General features: G+C 55.0%; 19 protein-coding genes. 16 read left to right on the top strand and 3 right to left on the bottom strand.

Annotated features, from left to right (window positions below; all coding sequences use genetic code 11):
• Positions 1 to 1,056 precede the first annotated feature (1,056 nt).
• Both CRI93_RS08580 and CRI93_RS08575 read right to left on the bottom strand, forming a co-directional pair.
• A complete protein-coding gene (locus CRI93_RS08580; RefSeq protein WP_098062215.1) occupies positions 1,057 to 2,181 on the bottom strand; it encodes a hypothetical protein in 1,125 nt (374 codons plus the stop codon).
• 1,112 nt (positions 2,182 to 3,293) lie between these two features.
• On the bottom strand, positions 3,294 to 5,387 hold the full coding sequence (locus CRI93_RS08575) for an acyl-CoA dehydrogenase family protein (protein WP_098062214.1): 2,094 nt from the start codon (positions 5,385 to 5,387) through the stop codon (positions 3,294 to 3,296).
• 268 nt (positions 5,388 to 5,655) lie between these two features.
• Between CRI93_RS08575 and pyrF the strand changes: the two genes are divergently transcribed.
• The 15 genes from pyrF (at position 5,656) to CRI93_RS08505 (ending at position 16,821) form a co-directional block, all read left to right on the top strand.
• On the top strand, positions 5,656 to 6,489 hold the full coding sequence (pyrF, locus tag CRI93_RS08570; protein WP_098062213.1) for an orotidine-5'-phosphate decarboxylase: 834 nt from the start codon (positions 5,656 to 5,658) through the stop codon (positions 6,487 to 6,489).
• 399 nt (positions 6,490 to 6,888) lie between these two features.
• Positions 6,889 to 7,254, top strand: coding sequence for a type II toxin-antitoxin system VapC family toxin (locus CRI93_RS08565; RefSeq protein WP_098062212.1), 366 nt, complete (start codon positions 6,889 to 6,891; stop codon positions 7,252 to 7,254).
• Positions 7,255 to 7,256: 2 nt separating this feature from the next.
• Positions 7,257 to 7,484, top strand: a complete 228-nt coding sequence (locus CRI93_RS08560; protein ID WP_098062211.1) for a type II toxin-antitoxin system Phd/YefM family antitoxin — start codon at positions 7,257 to 7,259, stop codon at positions 7,482 to 7,484.
• Entirely contained in the window at positions 7,465 to 7,719 is a 255-nt protein-coding gene (locus tag CRI93_RS08555; protein ID WP_098062210.1) for a beta/alpha barrel domain-containing protein, read from the top strand. Before CRI93_RS08560 ends, CRI93_RS08555 begins: the two co-directional genes overlap by 20 nt.
• Before the next feature lie 277 nt (positions 7,720 to 7,996).
• Positions 7,997 to 11,164, top strand: a complete 3,168-nt coding sequence (locus CRI93_RS08550; protein WP_098062209.1) for an STAND family AAA ATPase — start codon at positions 7,997 to 7,999, stop codon at positions 11,162 to 11,164.
• Between the two features lie 727 nt (positions 11,165 to 11,891).
• Positions 11,892 to 12,098 carry a nucleotidyltransferase family protein gene (locus CRI93_RS08545; RefSeq protein ID WP_098062208.1) on the top strand — a complete coding sequence of 69 codons (207 nt, stop codon included), beginning with the start codon at positions 11,892 to 11,894 and terminating at the stop codon, positions 12,096 to 12,098.
• Between the two features lie 26 nt (positions 12,099 to 12,124).
• The gene (locus CRI93_RS08540) at positions 12,125 to 12,472 is read left to right on the top strand and encodes a hypothetical protein (protein WP_176521794.1); all 348 of its coding nucleotides are present in this window, start codon (positions 12,125 to 12,127) and stop codon (positions 12,470 to 12,472) included.
• A 137-nt stretch (positions 12,473 to 12,609) separates the two neighbouring features.
• Positions 12,610 to 12,963: a hypothetical protein gene (locus tag CRI93_RS08535; protein WP_141491633.1), complete on the top strand. Its 354-nt coding sequence runs from the start codon at positions 12,610 to 12,612 to the stop codon at positions 12,961 to 12,963.
• A gap of 106 nt (positions 12,964 to 13,069) precedes the next feature.
• A complete protein-coding gene (locus tag CRI93_RS08530) occupies positions 13,070 to 13,546 on the top strand; it encodes a hypothetical protein (protein WP_141491632.1) in 477 nt (158 codons plus the stop codon).
• Positions 13,547 to 13,790: 244 nt separating this feature from the next.
• Positions 13,791 to 14,111: a PaeR7I family type II restriction endonuclease gene (locus tag CRI93_RS08525; RefSeq protein WP_217992517.1), complete on the top strand. Its 321-nt coding sequence runs from the start codon at positions 13,791 to 13,793 to the stop codon at positions 14,109 to 14,111.
• Between the two features lie 193 nt (positions 14,112 to 14,304).
• Positions 14,305 to 14,697, top strand: coding sequence for a PaeR7I family type II restriction endonuclease (locus CRI93_RS08520; RefSeq protein ID WP_217992516.1), 393 nt, complete (start codon positions 14,305 to 14,307; stop codon positions 14,695 to 14,697).
• A gap of 35 nt (positions 14,698 to 14,732) precedes the next feature.
• Complete coding sequence (locus CRI93_RS08515; RefSeq protein ID WP_217992515.1) at positions 14,733 to 15,941, top strand: Eco57I restriction-modification methylase domain-containing protein; 1,209 nt, start codon at positions 14,733 to 14,735, stop codon at positions 15,939 to 15,941.
• Positions 15,848 to 16,084, top strand: coding sequence for a hypothetical protein (locus tag CRI93_RS15615; protein WP_342752103.1), 237 nt, complete (start codon positions 15,848 to 15,850; stop codon positions 16,082 to 16,084). Before CRI93_RS08515 ends, CRI93_RS15615 begins: the two co-directional genes overlap by 94 nt.
• Positions 16,085 to 16,270: 186 nt before the next feature.
• The gene (locus tag CRI93_RS08510) at positions 16,271 to 16,498 is read left to right on the top strand and encodes a DUF433 domain-containing protein (protein WP_098062203.1); all 228 of its coding nucleotides are present in this window, start codon (positions 16,271 to 16,273) and stop codon (positions 16,496 to 16,498) included.
• Positions 16,495 to 16,821 (top strand): DUF5615 family PIN-like protein, encoded by a 327-nt coding sequence (locus CRI93_RS08505; RefSeq protein ID WP_098062202.1) that lies wholly within the window; start codon positions 16,495 to 16,497, stop codon positions 16,819 to 16,821. Before CRI93_RS08510 ends, CRI93_RS08505 begins: the two co-directional genes overlap by 4 nt.
• Before the next feature lie 77 nt (positions 16,822 to 16,898).
• Here the strand turns inward: CRI93_RS08505 and CRI93_RS08500 are convergent, their stop codons facing one another.
• Positions 16,899 to 17,879: an ROK family protein gene (locus CRI93_RS08500; protein ID WP_098062201.1), complete on the bottom strand. Its 981-nt coding sequence runs from the start codon at positions 17,877 to 17,879 to the stop codon at positions 16,899 to 16,901.
• 438 nt (positions 17,880 to 18,317) lie between these two features.
• Here CRI93_RS08500 and CRI93_RS08490 point away from each other — a divergent pair, with 438 nt between their 5' ends.
• Positions 18,318 to 18,860, top strand: a complete 543-nt coding sequence (locus CRI93_RS08490) for a hypothetical protein (RefSeq protein WP_098062199.1) — start codon at positions 18,318 to 18,320, stop codon at positions 18,858 to 18,860.
• The last annotated feature ends 36 nt before the right edge of the window (positions 18,861 to 18,896 follow it).

The following is an 18,896-nucleotide window of genomic DNA, read 5'->3' as shown; positions in this document are numbered from 1 at the left end:
GGGCGAAACGAGAACCACGATAAAGGTTCGTAGCACCAGAGGCATGAGCTACGGCCCCAGCCCAGCAGGGCCGCTCGGAGCGCCCTGATACCGACGGCTGTTGGTAGAAGAAGTCCGCCCGGGATATCCGCACCCCAGGAGTACTCGGTCGCGGTGCTCCCAGCGCTTCGCTGCTGATCCCAGGCTAAGGGTGCTCATAGCCGGGTAACCTGTGCCGACCACTGTCGGTACCGCTTGCGTCCCCGGCGATCTTTTGAGCAAATACTATCGGCAACTTGTGCCGGCCACTGTCGACACTGCACGTGTCCCGAGCTATAGATCGATAAACACGTACACTGTCGGGGGGAAGGAACTCCCTGGCGTTTAGCGGGAACCGTTCGGGACGAACGGCACTGCATCCCGCTTTGTAGGGCGATATGCTTCTCCTGCGGCACGCCCGGGCGCTGTCTACCTGGCATCGGGGACTGTTCTACATGTCTGCGACAGATACGCGCAGCATGCACGCCCTGTCGCTTTCCCCCAACAAAAAGCCGCCCGATGTTCCGTAACGAGCACCGGGCAGTGGGAATGTCTTCAAGCTTGCTGGAGGCAAGCGGACTGTTATCTTACAGGACCAGCTGTGCAACTTATGGCAGAATCAACTTTTCATGGTTTGGTGTTCCAGTATATGAAGCGTTCCCAATAGAACCAAAAAGCACACTTGGCCTAAGACCATGCGACCTGGCCGATCACCAACGATTGTATCGCAGATATCAGGCTGATTGATCATGGCCATGCTGGCGATGTATATCATAAGCTCGGCACCAGATATGAGATACAACGCCTTAAACGCTACAGATCTGCCGAGCAACCATGAAGGGAGATACAGCCCCGTGGCTCCAAGGCTCTGTACAAGCAACCCTGTAATGAGAACGGTAATGATTACGCCATCCGCTTGATTGCTAAAGGCCAGTTCGTTGTATACGGTAGATGTCTTGCTAACTATACTTAATATGAGTAGAACGAATACGAGCAGGCTGGCTGTTCTACGTATAACTGGTATATTTATAAATTTACTCATGAGGGTTGATCGTTTTTAGTTGTAGGGTTTGCGACCCAGGAGTACTGTGCGATCTCAACGTCCTCCTCTTTGTGCACAAGCAGGTAGAGATGATCCTCGGTAGCAGCGACCTGACGTGCTTTGACAGGTAGCTGGACCTCGTAGAGAAAGGCACCGTCGTCACGATCATAAACGTGTAACCGATCTGACTGCTCTATCTGCGCACGCAATTCAGCTCGTTTTGCAGCCGTTAGGCGTCCAGACAGATCCAGGGTTCTGACTCTTGAACGGGAAACGCTTTCTCCAGAAAAGAGAGCATAAATGAAATCGTTGTTGCATGCCACGTCAAGCGTACCGCGCGGGTTAAACCAGTTTGGCATTCGCACCCATGGCTCATCAGGAAGATCGGGATCAACGGGAAACGCTATGTGCTCTGGAGTGCTGTCCATGATGTGCACGCCCTCTGTATCAATACGGGCAAGATACGACGCATAATCGAACGCCGTAACGACCTCCCCACCGCATGCAGTCATCGGCCCGTACTGGAGCGCAAGGTTTCTTCCTGCTTCTTGGAACGGGTCCTGGTTTCGCACAGGGTACGTCCAAATGGTTGATGTCGTGTCTTCTGCCTCTATCCGGTCCAGGTCCGGTCGAAAGGGGCGAAGGTCAGCTAACACGTCACCGTTAAAAGGGACGGTTGCAAACGTAGAATCGCTGACCGGGATACTGCGGAGGACGCCACTAATCGATGTCTGATTCGAGGGCTCCAGGTTGCGGTTGTATACGGTGATGCGCCGATTCCCGTGATCATGTAACCAGATATCGGTTTCAGACAACGACGCCAGGAAATAATTCGCTTCCCTGTTTATTTCGCCGGGTCCTTGCCCGAATCCCGTTCCTTCAGAGAGACTGTCAGACTGCAAATCATATCGGTGCAATCCGTTGATTGCCCAGTCCACGAGATACATCGTTGTATCTCCTAACACAATGAAGTCCTGGGGATCACCGAGATCAGGAACGGTATCGACATGCTCAAGCACGTCATCACCGGAGTGAATCGGCCAGTCCCGAGGGGCGGGCTCCTCACTTCCACAGCCCATGATCAAGATCAGGACAAGGAAAACGATTTCTTTATTGTTCATAACCTTTTATGGAAGATGGTTTTTGACTGAAAAGCAGGCACTCGGTCAACAGGGGGCTTTTCTTCATAGAGTAGCGCTGCAGCCCCCATCCGCAGGTCATCCTGACCCCCGACGATTGTCGGGGGGAAGGATCTCAACGCCGACCGTGCACGCTTGGCATCGCGTCCTACACTGGAGCACCGCATTGCGCATCCCCGGAGCAGATCCTCCGACCGCGTGATCTGAGAGGCTTCACTGCGCTCCCCATGACGATAGCAGCTACACGAAAACATTCTGGGTAGTGGATAGACCTTAAGTCATGGCCTTCTGATAAAAACGTTGACTGGGGCGAACGGTCCTCCGTTCGTCCGCGCCGGTCGGCGCTCCCAGCACCGATAGCATTCGGTGCACGTTCTCCGGCTACTGTCATGTTTCCTCCATCACTTAGCATTGAACCGCTACCCGCTGCATCTATGGACACTCAAAGCCTAACCAATTTGAAAACCTTTCGCAAAGATAGAGAGGACCTTCCTGATAAAAGACCTCTCCTGAGTGCTCTGTCAATCCTCATTTTGATGGTTACCCTGGCATCATCCCCCAATCGTGTCATGGTGAGCAGAGTCTCGCCCCCTGTGGCCCCGGACTCCGTGCGTGTTTAGCGCAGAGAAAGACAAGGAAAAGCGCGCCACCCCAAGCCGCTCCCCTGGAGCGGGGGGCTGTCGCGCAGCGACTGAGGGGGGATCTGACGCAGCACTTCATGTGGAGGTGTCCCGGCCCGTGAGTCGCCTGCTTCTGCCAGGGGGGAAGCGATGTTCGTAGAGCGCATCCTGGGCCGATATTGTAGAGACCCTTCGCCCGACTCCTGTCGGGGAAACCATCTCCTTGGCGTTTAGCGGGAACCGTTCGAGACGAACGGCACCGCCTCCCGATCTGCATCTCGTTTTTGTAGGGCGACGCATGTCTCCTGCGGCACGCCGGGGGCTGTCTATCTGGCATCGGGGACTATTCTACATGTCTGCGACAGATATGCGCAGCATGCACGTCCTGTCGCTTTCCCCCAACAAAAAAACCGCCCGATGCTCCGCAAAGAGCACCGGGCAGTGGTGTGGTACAGCTGTTATGTCCGTTGCAGCTTACGCCACGCCGTCTTCGGCAGCAGGCTTGGGCTCTTCGGGGGCGCCATCGCCGGAAGCGGCAGGCACGTCCTCAAGCTCCAGTTCGTCGGTTTCGCCGGGCGCGCGGTCTTGCGTGCGCGGGTCGACGCCGTCGCCGGGGAACTGCTTGATGTGCTCGGTGGGCGTCTCCTTGCCCGCGTCGCGTCCGAGCGGACTGCCTTCGTGGATGTAGAAGTCCTTGTTCGGCAGCGTGTCGTTGAAGCGCAGCGCGGCTTCGGCGGCCTTGCGCATGCTGTCGTCGGCGTTGTGGCGCAGCTGGCCGAAGTTCTCGTGGATCTTGTTCTCGAACCAGTCGAACAGGTACTCAAACGCCGCGCGGTCACGCTCAAACTCGGGACCGTACTCGCCGGTGCGGAGCTGGTCGTCCATCTTCGAGAGCGAGGTGATCATCGCGTAGAGGTAGATCGCGTTGTCGGCCACGCGCGCTTGCTGCGCCTGGTGCTCCACAATCTTCTCGCGCTCCCACTTGCTCGCCATCTTGAAGTAGTGCGAGTGCTTCTGGATGAGCGTTGACAGCGTCTGGGCCTGCGAGCGAAGCGCGGGATGCACGCTGCGCACCTCAGGCGCCTTCGGCTTGATGCCCATGAAGAGTTGTCCGGCCAGCGGCAGCGCCTTCGACATGACCGTCGGATTCGTGGCTGCCGTGAGGATGCGCGACAGGTTGTCGCTGATGCCCTCGTCGGTGTCCCACGTCAGCGCATCTTGCACCGACACCATCTGCTCGGCCAGCTTCTTGCCGCCGTACGCAAAGATGAACGACTGCATGACCTCGTTCGAGCCCTCCACAATGGCGTGGATGCGGTTGTCGCGCCAGGAGCGCTCCAGTTCGTGCTCGGTCATGTAGCCTTCGCCGCCCATGATCTGCATCACCTCGTTGATGACCTCCCACCCGTAGTGCGAGCAGAAGACCTTCGTGATGGCGGTTTCGACCATGATGTCTTTGTCGCCGCGGTCGAGCATGCCCGTCATCATATAGAGCATGGCATCCATCGCGTAGACGAGCGCCGACATGCGGGCCACCTTCTGACGCACGAGCTCAAAGTCCGAAATCGGACGCTTGAACTGGTAGCGCGTCTGCGCCCACTTAATGCCCTGGTCCATGGCCGCTTTCGCCGCGCCCGTAACGCCCGCCGAGAGCGTGCAGCGTCCGTAGTTCAGGCACGATAGCGCCACGTTCAGGCCGCGGCCCTCTTTGTGCAGCATGTTTTCTTTGGGCACCCGCACATCGTTGAAGCGGATGCGCGCCTGCCACGTGCCGCGAATCCCGGTCTTCGAGCGGTTCTTCTCAAAGATCTCCACGCCCTCCATATCCGGCGTACAGATGAGCGCGTTCACGCCCTTCTGCTCCAGCTCGCCCGTGTCGGGGTTCTTGACCATGTTCTTGCACATCACGGTAAAGAGCCCGCTGAGTGCGCCCGAGGTGGACCACTTCTTCTCGCCGTTCAGGACGTAGTCGCCGTCTTCGGTCTTCACCGAGAACGACTCTTGCCCCGCCGCATCCGAGCCCACGTTCGGCTCCGACAGACAGAACGCAGAGAGCTTCTCGCGCGCCACCATGGGCAGATACTCATCTTTCTGCTCCTCATTGCCGAACATGACGAGCGCTTTGCATCCAATGGACTGATGCGCCGACACCATCACTGCGGTCGAGGCGCAGTGCTTGCCGATCAGCTCCAGCACGCGGTTGTAGCTGGTCACGCCCAGCCCGAGTCCGCCATACTCTTCGGGGATGATCATGCCCATCACGCCCATGTCGAAGAGGCGCTCAATGCACCACTCCGGAATGTGCTCTTCCTGGTCGATTTCAACGGCCGGATGCTCGTTTTCGAGGTAGTCTTCCAGCTCCTCCAGCAGCGCATCGCAGGTGTCGCGCTCCTCCTTCGACTCGCGCGGATACGGAAAGACCAGGTCCTCGCGGAAGCGTCCCCAGAACACGTTCTTCATGAGGCCCATGTCTTCGGGCTCGGGGCCCATCATGGTCTCAATGTTCTCAATCATCTCCTTGTCTTGCTTGGAGACGCCTTTTATATTGCTTAAGCCTTTGTTGGCCATGATGATAGCGGTTGTTGTGGCAGATCAGTGAACCATGTGGGGGCCACCGGCAGGCACGCGGACCTAACCGCGCGAAGTGCAGACGAGACGCTGCGTGGAAGTGCTTCCACCGGGAGCGTTGAGTTGTAGTTAACGATCGGATCACAGTTCCTTTTATACCCGCCCCTGTACGAAAAGTCCATACGTTTTCGGTTGTAGATGCGTAGCAGAAGAGCTACGTTGAACAAACATTCCGCGCCCCGATCTCTATTCCCTGCGTTTAGCTCCCATGTCGTTCGTTCAGCGTCTCCGTACGGCCCAACACGCGTTCGCATCACGCGTGTGCGTCGGACTCGACCCCGTCCCCGAGCGCCTCCCCGCCCCCTTTGCCGACCATCGCACCGATCCGCAGGCGCTGGCAGATTTCTGCATCGCCATCATCGAAGCCACCGCGCCGCACTGCTGCGCCTACAAGCCGAACCTGGCCTTCTTCGAGGCCCAGGGTGCCGCCGGATACGCCGCCCTCGAATCCGTCATCGAGGCCATCCCCAACACCCATCTCTGCATCGCCGATGCCAAGCGCGGCGATATCGGCCACACCGCCCGCTTCTACGCCCGCGGACTCTTCGACCACTTAGGCGCCGATGCCATCACCGCCGCGCCATACATGGGACGCGACAGCATCCTGCCGTTCCTGCGCACGCCCGAGCGCGGCGTATTCGTGCTCACGCGCACCTCCAACGCCGGCAGCGCCGACCTGCAAGAATGCCCCATCGACGCCAAAGGCGACCTGCCCCGCGAGCCCGTCTACCAGCGTATCGCCCGGCTCGTCCAGCGCTGGAGCGCCCACCCCGAGTCCGAGGGCGACGCCGGACTCGTCGTCGGCGCCACCGCCCCCGAGGCCCTCGCCGAGCTACGTGAGGTGTGTCCCGCGCTGCCCTTCCTCATCCCCGGCGTCGGCGCCCAGGGCGGCGATGCAAGTGCCGTGGTGGATGCCGCCGTCACCAACGACGGACTCATCCTCGTCAACAGCAGCCGCAGCATCATTTACGCCAGTGATGGTGATGATTTCGCCGACGCCGCCGCGGAGGCCGCGGCTGAATTGCAGGCGGCGTTGGGGTGAGGGGTTGGTTTGCAATCTGATTCGTAAACACGTGCTGGGAAATTGGTGATCCCCTCCAGCCGAATACGCAGAGGCCGTCGTTGCCGCGAAAAACGGTTGACAGTTAATCGTAGTGGATCTATTGCTTTGTCAACAGTCAATGTGTGGGTTACAACATGCCCCGTTTACATGATGTCATCTTGAGCAGAGCGGCTCCGCTAAGGAGACGCGGAGTCGAAAGATCTCCCCCGAAGTGGGCAGGACCTCCTGTCCATCTGGCGGTACCAAGCCCCGAGGAGATGGTTCGACTGCGCTCACCATGACAGGCTTCGTGAGGGCTGACTGCAAGGCAACCATCAAAATGAGGGTTGACGGAGTACTATACTGTTTGTTCAATTGTACAGCTAACACATTCTAATCATGAAAGCGGTCCTCTTGGGCGAAGAGCACCGAGATCAAATCGTCCGGCAGACCAAAGGGGTAGATCTGATTGCGCCAGAGACCCTCCACTGGGAGATTGGAAACGCCTTCTCTGCAATGTTCAAACGGGGCCGTTGCGACGTTGAGGTAGCGGTTGAAGCGCTCCGGCGATATGATACCATCCCGATCCAGTGGGTCGATGTTGAATTAGAGGAAGCCGTTCGGGTGTCCAGTCAGTATGACCTGTATGCATATGATGCGTATATGCTCGTTGCAGCAAGGCGTCACCAGGCGCCGCTTGTAACGCTGGATGGTGGACTGAAAGAAGCAGCTCGCGAATCTGGAATTGATGTTTTGGAGGTGTAGAAATGAGAGTGTACACGTACTCAGAGGCTCGTCAACATCTTGCCGATCTGCTGGATCAGGCCAGCCATGAGGGGGAAGTGCGGATTCGGCGGCGTGATGGGAGCGAATACCTCATTCGTCCACATCAGGACGAAGGATCGCCGCTCGACGTACCCGCGGTGGACATCGACGTACAGGCCGAGGAGATCGTGGCCGCCGTTCGCACAGGCCGTGAACGCGCCTCCCGGTAATGGCGACCTGCCCCGCGAGCCCGTCTACCAGCGCATCGCCCGGCTCGTCCAGCGCTGGAACGCCCACCCCGAATCCCAGGGCGGCGATGCAAGCGCCGTGGTCGACGCCGCCGTCATCGAAGATGGACTCATCCTCGTCAACAGCAGCCGCAGCATCCTCTACGCCCACGACGGCCCCAACTTCGCCGAGGCCGCTGCAGAGGCGGCTGCTGAGTTGCAGGCGGCGCTGGGGTGAAGCGGGGTTGGTTTGCGTGTGGGGGTGGTTTTGGGTAGGTTAAGTGTGCGTGATTGCACACGCGGCCTTCGGCGTAGCACCGAATAACTCTCGTGCGTTGCGTTAAATTGTCAGCATGTTTTTTTTTAATTTTTTTGTGTCAGGATAAGCCTCCTTTTTCGCAGAATAGGGATGACACAGCCAGCCTCGTGCAATTGGAATCTTGGTCTATCTCTTGGCTTACGGCGTAAGGCACATCTTTCCTGTGGTCATACTCTAAACACCTACTCTTTCGCACATGATACGTATTGCTCATGTCTCCGATTTCCATATCAACGATGAAGATTTATTCGGTACGAGAAATGAAATAGTCGTCCCCCTCATTGAGGACTTAGAAAAATACAAGGACGAGCGGGATATTGATCTCGTTATCTGCTCCGGTGACCTAATCGACCGGGCAGGGACTACGTTCGACTCTCCCAAACATGCCTTCAAAACATTTGAGGTAGAGGTAGCTGAAAAAATTATCTCACTGTTGGAGCTCTCTAGATCGCAGTTTATAATGTGTCCCGGCAACCATGACGTAGTTGCAGATCTGGACAACGGGTATAACGAGGACGGTCTAAAAAGCAACCTAACAAGTGAAGATGAAATAACAAATTACATATTACAGGATGAGCAAACTGGTAGAGATAGAATGACCCCCTATCTAACTTTTGAGGAATCGTTCTATGATAAGGCAGAACTCAACACGACTGACTTTGAGTCTACAATAGTCTTTGAAAAGGAGGGTGTAACCGTAGGGATAGCTGCATTAAATTCTGCTTGGCGTTGCTGGCCCCATGATTCTGCAGAGGAGCACCTCCTGATCGGTGAAAGACAGGTTCTGCGGGCGGCCCAGTCTCTCGGGGATGTGGACTTAGCGATTGCCGTTGCTCACCATCCGGTCGAAGTTCTTCGTAGCTTTGACCGCGACCGAGTGAGCAACTCCCTTCAGCGCGAGTTCGATATGTTCTTCTGTGGCGATGTCCATAAGGGAGCCACAAGTACGACACAGGTACGCGAAAATGCTCTCTTCGTATCGGTTGCGCCAGCAATTACTCAGTCAAACGTTCGGAGTGATAGCCGGACTTACGCGAATGGCTACTGTATTATTGACTTCGACCCAGTGACACGCGAGATCACAGTCCACAATCGACGGTACTCGTCGAAAAAGCACCAATTTGACCCCAACGCAGATCTTGGTGACGCGGCAGGAAAGGCGAAATACAATCTTCCTTCTGATGCCGATCGGCAAATCTATCAGAAGGCTCAGTCCATCTGCGAAAGAGTGAGCGAACAGTGCCTGCCCAAACTAAATCGTAATCTTGTTACTGCTGGAACGGACACAGATGCCCCTTCGAGTCTCAAAGAGATATTTGTGATGCCGGAGGTAGTCCGGCGGCAACGAGTATCGTCAACTGAAACTGAGATAGAGGACGTAAAGGAAACAAGATTATCTTTAGAGGACTTGGCCACTAAAAGAAAAGATTTTCTTCTTCTCGGTGAGAAGGAAGTAGGCAAGTCAAGTCTACTAAATCGACTTGCGATGGAACTATCCGAAAACTACAAAAGGTATGGCCAAATACCTGTACTAATAGACTTTAGTGAGCTTAATAACAGAAAAATTAAGAGCGAGGTTGGTGACTTCTTGGGCGTGCGACGCCGTGATATTGAGGAGCTTGCAGACAGTTACAATCTCACGCTTCTAATAGATAATATAACGTTCCAAGACGAAGACGAGTATCGGCTGCGTCGAGTCTGCAACTTCGCTAAAAAGCACGAAAATACACGAGTTGTCGCGACGCACCTCCAGACCCACAGTGGCGAATTACCGATGGGTCACACCTCAGAACTGAGGCTCAAACCTTTAGAAATAAAGCTTTTTCGAACTCAACAAATTCGAAGCTTGGTAGAGAATTGGTTTTCAACGGGTGAGCCGATTGATACACCCTCTCAGATTGACAATATAGTTTCACTTTTCCAGGCTCTTGATATTCCGCGGACGCCACTAGCTGCCTCAATATTTCTATGGATTATTGAAAAACAGGAGCATTATGAGCCAAAGAACAAGGCGACTATGGTAGAGAATTTTGTTGAACGTCTCCTTCAGAAGCATTCTAGGAAAGAGGCCTTATCCGGTCGCTTTGATTTTACGAACAAGGTGTTTCTGCTATCGAAACTCTCTTACCTGATGCTTCAGGCCGAAAAACGGGACTATCGGTTGAGGTATTCTGGTGCGGTCAAATGTGTTGAGGACCACCTTAAGGGTAGAGACTGGGATGATGAGTTCTCCGGTAAGGAAATATTGGATAGTCTGATCGAAGGTGGCATCCTTGACAACTCAGGCCAGTACGTACGTTTTCGATTTCAATGTTTTTTTGAGTACTTCCTTGCTAAGAGGATGGAGCAAGATACGGAGTTTAAAGAGTTTGTTATCAGCGATCGAAATTATTTGATGTTCGATAGCGAGATTAGGTACTACACCGGGATTCGGCGTAACTGCTCTGATATTCTTGACACTGTCTCCAGCCGTGCATTAGATCTGTACTCTGATCTTGAAGAGTCTCTTTTAGAGGAGGGACAAACATACGACAATGTAATGGAGCGAGGTGGCTCCCGGGTTAGCAGTATGGATGCCGCAGATGTCCTCAAGCAGGTTGAGGATAAGAGACCTTCGGAAAAAGATCTTGACGCGCTTCAAGACCAAAAAATGGAATTGGCAGCGCCTGAACAGGGAATCGCTCGGAAAAGTAAACCGGATCACCCCCTCGAAGAACTGAGTCGATGCCTGTTTTTAGCTGCTGAGGTTCTCAAAAATACGGAAGAAACAGATCAGTCTCGCCTTAAGAGCAAAGCTTACAGCAATGTCATACAGTGTGCTCTCGCTTACACGGTTTTATATAAGTTAGCACTATCAAAGTATTTGGACGAGGAAGGAGACTCACTTCCCGAGGAATTTAGGGAAGTTGCTCAGATGATGACCGACTATGCACCAATCGTGGTTCAGGTCAGCCTACATGAAAGTATGGGCACTAAGAAGTTAAATGGTGTATTTAAGAACGACTTTAAGCCTGTGCTGGACGGAAATGAGGAAGCTACTGATCTTCAGCTGTTCTTGTCAGTTTTCTTGTATGCTGAGAACAAAGGAAATAGATATTTTAAATATATCGAAGATTTTATTTATCACATGAGTAGTAAATATACAGAAGACTTAGTATTTTTTAAACTATTAACTTACTTGTACTTGCGTTCTAGAAGCAAGGATCTCGATAATACTATCCTGGATCTGATGGCTGAAGTGTTTGTGAAGGCCAAAGACTTACCTGCCTCGCATAAGGGAAAAATCATTGAGAAGTACAAGAAGAAAAAGCTTTTGAGAAAGGCCAGCGGTAACGGAGACAGCCAAAAAACTTTAGATTTCTAATTAGATCTCCAATAGTACTATCAGTTCTTTTATATTTACCGTATGTATCGGCACAAGGTGTACGCATGCTGTACGTGCGACGACTCGTTTTAAACGAAGCCGAAACGCGAGATCTAAAGGTTGTGGTTAAGTGGTTTCGTTAGTTCGTAGATATTTGCCCTTCACGATTGGGATTCTATGAAAGGTACTATTCATGATAGCAATACGGATGACCTGCTCGCTCCGGCACGGATAGCATTTCTGGTCTTGTCCTGGTCAGTGTTGTGATGCCTCGTTACCGAACTGCCCACTCGAGTGCGCGAGATCCTTGGCATGACGCGCCGCACGTTTGAAGAGATGCTTCCGCGCTACGGCTTCACGATTCTCGTCGACTCCCCAGAGAACATTGAGACCGAGCTTGGCGCATGAGCCCAGATCCTCTCCCACGTCAAATCGTCTCGGACACGGGTCTGCTCATTTCGCTCGAGAAAATTACGGACGGCGCGCCGTGGCAGAGCTACGCCGTTATGCCGCCCGGTACGAAGCAATGCCCGCCTGTCCCGGTATCCGTGTTGTGTCCTTTATCCAATCGGCGATCGCACCATGGCTGAGGCTCCTTTTTCCCTGGATAAGTCCGCATTTTCGGTGTCGTCCTTCTCCGAGGCCGCGAGCAAAGACAAAGTGCACTGGCTCTCGAAGACTCCGAAGGAACGTCTTGCGGCCCTCGAACGGATGCGCCAGATCAACTATGCCTACGATCCAGTTTCCGACCGAATTCAGCGAACTGTTGACGTTGCTCGGCGCGCATGAGGTGAGGTACCTCATCGTGGGCGGCTACGCAGTGGCGTATCACGGCTACCCGCGAACGACGGGCGACCTTGATGTCTGGATCCAACGAACCGACGACAATGCCGTCCGTGTGGTGGAGGCGCTGCGTGCCTTCTGGGCGCGCTAACCAAGAGCCATGCGTATGGCGTGATCGTGGCGGCATACCCGTGGCATGACACGGTGCTTACGACCTACGCATTCCCCGATCCTGACGATGAAACGGTACTGGGCGGAGACGTCCGCGTTGAAATCGATGCCGAAACCGGGTCGATACGCGGAAGCCAGCGCCTCCACAACGAAGTGGTTCCAATGAGCGGCTCTCCACAGAATTCGAGGGCAAGCGTGCTAACCGCCGTCCGTACCTGCATGCCCACAGAGACGGATGTCTTCATGGTGCTTCGTCGCGAGCCACGGATCCCGCACATCGTCATAGCGGAAGCGTGGATCTACGGCATCGAACCGAATGGAGCAGTCAAGGTGCTCCGTCGCAGAGAGGAATAGCGCGCTGTGCTTTCGGTGCTGGGAGCGCCGCGTTGCAACAGGTTGCAATTCAATCACTCTCATCATAACTTAACAATGATTTGTATTTGAGCCCTACAGATATGTCGTGCTATTCGCCCCTCAAACGCCTCATTGCTATGAAACGCACATTCTTCTTTCTTCCGTTCATTCTTCTTTTCTGCATAAGCGGCTGCAACCTGTGGAGTGGTGGAGCCTCCGTGCCTGATACGGTTGTGCTGGGCGATACCACAGGCACCCAGGCCATCACTGGCACCGTGCAGTACATACAGATCGAAGGCGGTTTCTGGGCTATTGTGGGCGAAGTGGCAGACACGGATGGATCCGAGACCTATAAGCCGACCAATCTGCCGGATTCGTACAAGGTAGATGGGCAGCGGGTGCACGTTCGCGCAATACAACGAGACGACCTGTTCAGCATCCACATGGCCGGGCCGATCATCGAAATCCGGCGTATCGAACCCCGACATTAGGGCGTGCCTCAGGAAACGTGTTTGTGCAGAAGACCATCATTTCCGAGTCAACCGCTATCGTCTCATGAACGCTATCCCGTTAGCATCTCCAAAAATGAGAATCGCCATGTATCACGCCAAATGTGCCGCGCTCCTGCTCTGCATGCTCCTGCTCACATCCTGCGATTTGCTTTCTGGGCAGACGGGAGAGAAAGGAGAGGCGCTTGACTTCGAGAACGTTGAGGAGGCGCGCTATCTCAATGTCCAAGACGCGCAAACGGCTGTTTTCAGGACCGAAGCCGAGTGGGACGCCTTTTGGAATGCCCATGTCGACGCACAGGAGGGCGCCGACACACCGCCTCCCCCCCAGATCAACTTTGACGAGCACATGGTGATTGGCTTGTTCTGGGGAACGATAAGCGGATGCCGCGGCGACGTTGATGCCATACAAGACGTTCGATCCCGCCGCAGTGAGATCGTAGTCCGGGCGGAGGACTGGACATCGGGGGCGACATGCATGGCGCTTGCTCAGCCGCGCCAGGTGGTCAAAATAACGCAGACAGACCGTCCGGTGACGTTCAGCGGCGAGATCCCTACAAATTGACGAGCAGCCCGGCTATACATCCGATGCGGTCGAACGTGCTTCCGCCCATTCACTGAGCGCCCCCTTTTGCAATCCGGGTTCTGCGAAAGATTTTGCTCCTGGTAGGGACTCCAGATGACCTGCTCGCCCAGGCACGGATAGCACCTCTGGTCTTGACTTGGTCGGCTGCTGTGAACTTGCGCCGTAGAGCGATATCGTTATGTGCGCTTACCGTCTTACATGTATCACGCATTACTCAAGACGCATGAATGAAACGCCAAATCAAGCCGGTGGTACTGGCGCGCAAGATTCCCCAGACCAGATTTTCGAAACGATTGACCGCGAAGTCAGGGAGGCCGTCAAATGGTTTTGGGCAACACAGGACAGCCAGAAAGAAAAGCAGTTACAGTCTGAGAATAGCACGCGGGGGCGCAGGGCCAATGTACTGGGCGGGAAGCAGATGGATGGATTTGCCAGTTTGATTGAGGATATCCTGCTGAGGTTCGGCGTTCCTCAGACATCCATCGTTCATAATTATCAAGCCACACTACCGGGCTACTTTCGCCACGAGAAAGAATGGGGGTAGTGGGTAGACGCTAAGTGATAAGGCTATCGTAGAATGTAGGTTTGTCTTATTCGAACCCCCTCTCCCTTCGGGTTTCTCCCCCTTTTCCAAGGGGGAGATGTCGATAGACAGAGGGGGTTGTCTGGCTCCGATGATGTCGGCCATATGACAATCACTTACCATTGAACCGCTACCAGAATGGGATACCGCCGTCGTGCATGAAGGCAGTTTGCTTGCGGCGATCGAGTTCAAGTCGATTGCGAGTTCATTCGGAAACAACCTTAATAACCGGACAGAGGAAGCCCTTGGTAGTAATACAGATCTGCGTCAGGCCTATGAGCAGGGCGTTTTTGCTCCTTCGGCCCGTCCCGTGCGTGTACGCGAGCCGAATTTTGACGTAGATCCTGTTTTTGACGGGGCATCGTACGCACGGCGCGGTGAGATTTTATGCCTTCGAATGGTTCGGCAACAGCTTGTCGATGGAGCCATATTCATGCTCAGTGATCCCGAAGGACCCGAAGGCCACTTCATCGAGCCGAATGAAGAACTGTGGTTTGAGCGATTTGCACGTCGTCTCACATACCATGTGCTTGGTGCGATGAAGTAGGTCAATGTTCTCCTCGATCCCGAATGGAGTGACCAATGAAAGGATACGTTCCAACCCCATCCGACCTTGCTGATCGCATTGTGGGGCGCCTCTTCCGCGATCAGGTACCGGTCGAAGGAGACCGCATTCTCTATCCAGGAAGCGGGTCATGCCCGTTTGGTGCTGCTGTTGAGAGAGTCTGCGAAGCGCATGAGTGGCCGTGCCCAGAAGGTCATGCCGTAGAGATGAATCCCCGACACATCCGAAATGCAAAAGCCCGTGGGCTGCAGCACGTTACGTATCACGAGGCAGACTTTCTTTCGTTGTCTACCCAAACGTTTGGCACGTTTGACTATGTTGTTGGCAATCCGCCGTATGCTGGGATTGAAAAACTGTCTGATGACGAAAAAGACCGGTACCGAGCGCATTTCTCGTCAGCATCGGGACGGATGGACCTGTATTTTCTCTTCTTTGAACAGGGGCTCAACCTCCTGAAAGCGGGCGGCCTCCTTGCTTTTGTTACTCCGGAAAAATGGACCTACGTTGAGTCGGCAGCTCCTCTGCGTCGCCTGCTCGGTAGCGTACACATTGAAGAGATTGAACACATCCGTGAGGATGCATTCGAAAAGCGAATTACGTATCCTGCGATCACAACGATCCGAAAATCGTCCCCCTCTGCGACCGAAGTGACGCTTCGAAACGGAGAAACGTATACAACAGCGCTACCAGCGTCAGGCGCAAGTTGGGCAGCCCAACTTCGTGGAGCCGCACAGCTTGATATAGATACAGGGTGTGTTCTTGGGGATGCGGTGGTACGCGTCTCCGCCGGTGTGGCGACCGGTCGGGATCAAATCTTTGTGATCAATGCGGACGATGTGCCTGATACCCTTTCACAGCAGTGGCTTCGTCCCACGGTAAGCGGACGCGAGCTCGGCACGGTCGACCTGGCTTCTCCTCCAAAGCGGTTTGTCTGTCCCTATTCAGATACCGGAAGTCTGTATCCTGAAGACGAGCTCGGTTCGTATCGAAATTGGGCTGAGTCTCATCGCGCATCGCTGGAAGCCCGATTCTGTGTCGCGAAGAACGGTAAGGTCTGGTACAGCTGGCATGAGACGATATCCTCCGCCCCAAAATCCTATTTAAAGATGTTGCTTCCGAGCCCCACTTCTGGATCGATTGGAACGGCGACATCGTGCCGCGTCATTCGGTTTATTACGCTATACCGAAACGAGGTGCCGATATCGAAGACTTATCAGCGTATCTAAATAGCGAAACAGCGCGGCTGTGGATGGAAGCGCATTGCCCTCGGGCTGCTAATGGGTATCTGCGGTTGCAGAGCCGCGTACTCAAGAAATTGCCCATCCCTGAGCGCTTGCACGTTGGAGGCCAATATACTCTTGCGCTGTAGATGGAATGAGACAGGAAAGATCATTTGGTTCGCTCTGGAGGGTGTTCGTCCGAAAAGACTGTTAGGTCGGCACTATCTTCGCCGTAGAGCAATGCTGTCATAGCATTCGGACAACACACTGAACCATATGGTGGGAAGCAGGCGTCTTACCTCAGAAGAGCTGGTTCATCAACCTATAGACCTGCTATGAAACGCGAACAGATCTTTCATCGCGACCCTGAAATTCTCGGGGGCACCCCCGTCTTTGCGGGCACGCGCGTTCCGGTAGCATCACTCCTCCATCACCTGAAGCATGGAAAACGTCTGGAGGAATTTCTCGACGACTTTCCTTCGGTACAACGTGAGCAAGCCGAGGCCTTTTTAGACCTTGCGGAGGAAGAGTTGGTACACGAGTATCCCTCTCCAACGGCATGACGGTTCTTCTTGACGAGAACATCCCACGAAAGCTAAAGTGGCGCCTTATCGAGCGGGGCATTGAGGTCGTTACCGTTCCTGAGCGCGAATGGGCGGGCGTAAAAAACGGGGAGCTTCTACGTCGCGCCGAAGATGAGTTCGACGTGCTGCTTACGATGGACCAGGGCATCGAGCATCAGCGGAATATTGCATCGCAAGCACTCGGGATCGTCATAGTTGTTGCCCCGAATAACGAGTACGAGACGCTACTTCCGTTGGTGCCGGAAATGGAAGTAGCCCTGCGTCAGGTTAAGACAGGAACGGTTGTGTTTGTTGTAGCATAAGCCCGCTTCCTACTATATCGATGACGAGACACGTCCACAATGCGCTGGGCACGGAGCGTGGTAATCCGGCCCAACGTCTACAAGGCCGACTGCAGGCGGCGGCGCGCAACCACAGCTGCGCCGATGGGTCCGGCATCGTCGCCGAGGGTAGCGGGGACGAGGCGGATCTTCTCGGCGCCCTCGCGCTGCAGGTAGTGCTGGCGGGCCGTTCGGCCAATCGGGTCGATGAAGTTCTGGCCCAGGCGCTCCACCACCCCACCGCCAAAGACGACGACCTCCGGATCCAGCACGTTTACGAGGTTCGCGGTGAGCAGACCGAGGTAGTACTGCGCGTTCTGGATGGCTTCCTCCATCAGCGCATCGCCCGCCTCCAGCGACGCCTCAATGACGCTACTGGTGAGCTTCTTCTTGCCCTTCTTCTCCATGATCTCGAAGACCTCCGTGGAGCGGCCCTTCTCCATCTCCTCGCGGATGATCGCCTCCATAGCGGTCTTGCTGGCGTACGCCTCCACGCAGCCGCGTCGTCCGCACCCGCACTGGCGCCCGCGGGGCTGCACCACCACGTGCCCCACCTCGCCCGCCACGCCGCGCCAGCCGTAATGCGGCGTGCCATTGATGACCATGCCGCCGCCGATGCCGCTTCCCACGAAAATGCCGATCATGTTGAGCGTGCCCTTGCCAGCGCCATACACGTGCTCGCCCAGAACGCCGATATTCACATCGTTGTCGACGATCACTGGCAGGCCCAGGTCAGCCTCCAGGCGCTCGCCCAGCGGAACGTCCGTCCAGTTCAGGTTGGGGGCCGAATGGACGACGCCCGACTTCACATCAACCGCGCCCGGCGCGCCGATGCACAACGCGCTGTAATCGCTGGCGTCGTTATCCATCTTATCCATCACCTTGCGCACCGTCTTGCCGATGCGCTCAATGACCACGTCAACGCCTTCTGGCGCGCGTGTCTTCTTTTTCTTCGAGGCAAGAATCTCGCCTCCACGAACCGCGGCAGCTTCTATGTTCGTGCCACCAAGGTCGACGCCGATGATTAGAGGCTCAGACATGAGAGAATCGGGGGGATAGATGAAGGAAAGCACATGGACACCCAAGAAGGAAGTCCTCCGCTTCGACAATGGCAAATGCAGGAGCAGATAGTTGCAGGTCTCCTCTCCGCTGTCGGGGGGCTCAACGCCGCCCCTGCACTCAGGCTATCCCGTTCGTTCAGGCATCACACATTGCACCAATATGGAAGCCAGAAGCGGCTGCAATTTGTTGGGAGGCAATGCGTCGCGTTGATCAGTACCTGTACCGAGGGGATCATTGAAATCCGAAGTATCGCGCCTCAGAACTGAGAAACGATTTCGGGAGCGTGTGGAAACCGGGGATCGCTTCAACTGACCCCTGTTTCAATTTCCGGGCAATGCACGGATGCGTTACAACCCGACATGCAGCCCTTCGTTGAGAGGCTTCAAACAGATACACTCACCAACCCCCTGCTTCTCATGAAACGACTCGGACTTCTTGCCGCTGCCCTTCTTCTCTTCCTGGCCACCAGTCCAGAAGAGGGAACTGCTCAGACGCGGTACTGGCAGCATCAGCTCTACTTTAACGGCGGCCCCCAATTCGTCACGGGCGAACAGGCGGATGCCTACAAGACGGGGCTGGCCATTGATGGCGGCTACTATTACCGCGCCTCAAGAGCCCTCTTCATCGGCGTTGCAGGAGGATATCATCAGTTCACCAGCGAAGGCGGCGCTCCTGATGTAGACATTATTCCCGTTCATCTCGCTGCAAAGTATAACTTCTCGCTGACCGGCGTGCAGCCGTACATCGGAGTAGAGGGCGGTCCCTACTTCATCAACGCCGCAGAGAACTCCACAGAGCTTGGAATTGCGCCGCGACTGGGACTGCGCATCCCGCTCTCCCGTGGATTTGACCTGGATCTGAACGTGAAGTACAACGTGATCTTTCAGGAGAATGACGAATTCACCTACGTTGGTTTCAACGGCGGTCCCGCGTACATCCCCAGCCGCAGAGCCCGATAGCGGTTTCGTGCATAGGAATAGGCACAATCCGGCGGA

It is taken from the genome of Longimonas halophila (genome assembly GCF_002554705.1).
Lineage (GTDB): Bacteria > Bacteroidota > Rhodothermia > Rhodothermales > Salinibacteraceae > Longimonas > Longimonas halophila.
Note: the sequence above shows the minus strand (reverse complement) of the source record. Positions and strands in the feature narration are given on the sequence as shown.

Coding starts and splice junctions, on each gene's coding strand:
- CRI93_RS08490 (WP_098062199.1), top strand. CDS start 18,318: ATGAAACGACTCGGACTTCTTGCCGCTGCCCTTCTTCTCTTCCTGGCC.
- CRI93_RS08565 (WP_098062212.1), top strand. CDS start 6,889: ATGAAAGCGGTCCTCTTGGGCGAAGAGCACCGAGATCAAATCGTCCGG.
- CRI93_RS08560 (WP_098062211.1), top strand. CDS start 7,257: ATGAGAGTGTACACGTACTCAGAGGCTCGTCAACATCTTGCCGATCTG.
- CRI93_RS08515 (WP_217992515.1), top strand. CDS start 14,733: ATGAAAGGATACGTTCCAACCCCATCCGACCTTGCTGATCGCATTGTG.
- CRI93_RS08535 (WP_141491633.1), top strand. CDS start 12,610: ATGAAACGCACATTCTTCTTTCTTCCGTTCATTCTTCTTTTCTGCATA.
- CRI93_RS08575 (WP_098062214.1), bottom strand. CDS start 5,387: ATGGCCAACAAAGGCTTAAGCAATATAAAAGGCGTCTCCAAGCAAGAC.
- CRI93_RS08505 (WP_098062202.1), top strand. CDS start 16,495: ATGACGGTTCTTCTTGACGAGAACATCCCACGAAAGCTAAAGTGGCGC.
- CRI93_RS08525 (WP_217992517.1), top strand. CDS start 13,791: ATGAATGAAACGCCAAATCAAGCCGGTGGTACTGGCGCGCAAGATTCC.
- CRI93_RS08545 (WP_098062208.1), top strand. CDS start 11,892: ATGCCTACGATCCAGTTTCCGACCGAATTCAGCGAACTGTTGACGTTG.
- CRI93_RS08510 (WP_098062203.1), top strand. CDS start 16,271: ATGAAACGCGAACAGATCTTTCATCGCGACCCTGAAATTCTCGGGGGC.
- CRI93_RS08580 (WP_098062215.1), bottom strand. CDS start 2,181: ATGAACAATAAAGAAATCGTTTTCCTTGTCCTGATCTTGATCATGGGC.
- CRI93_RS08550 (WP_098062209.1), top strand. CDS start 7,997: ATGATACGTATTGCTCATGTCTCCGATTTCCATATCAACGATGAAGAT.
- CRI93_RS08530 (WP_141491632.1), top strand. CDS start 13,070: ATGTATCACGCCAAATGTGCCGCGCTCCTGCTCTGCATGCTCCTGCTC.
- pyrF (WP_098062213.1), top strand. CDS start 5,656: ATGTCGTTCGTTCAGCGTCTCCGTACGGCCCAACACGCGTTCGCATCA.
- CRI93_RS08500 (WP_098062201.1), bottom strand. CDS start 17,879: ATGTCTGAGCCTCTAATCATCGGCGTCGACCTTGGTGGCACGAACATA.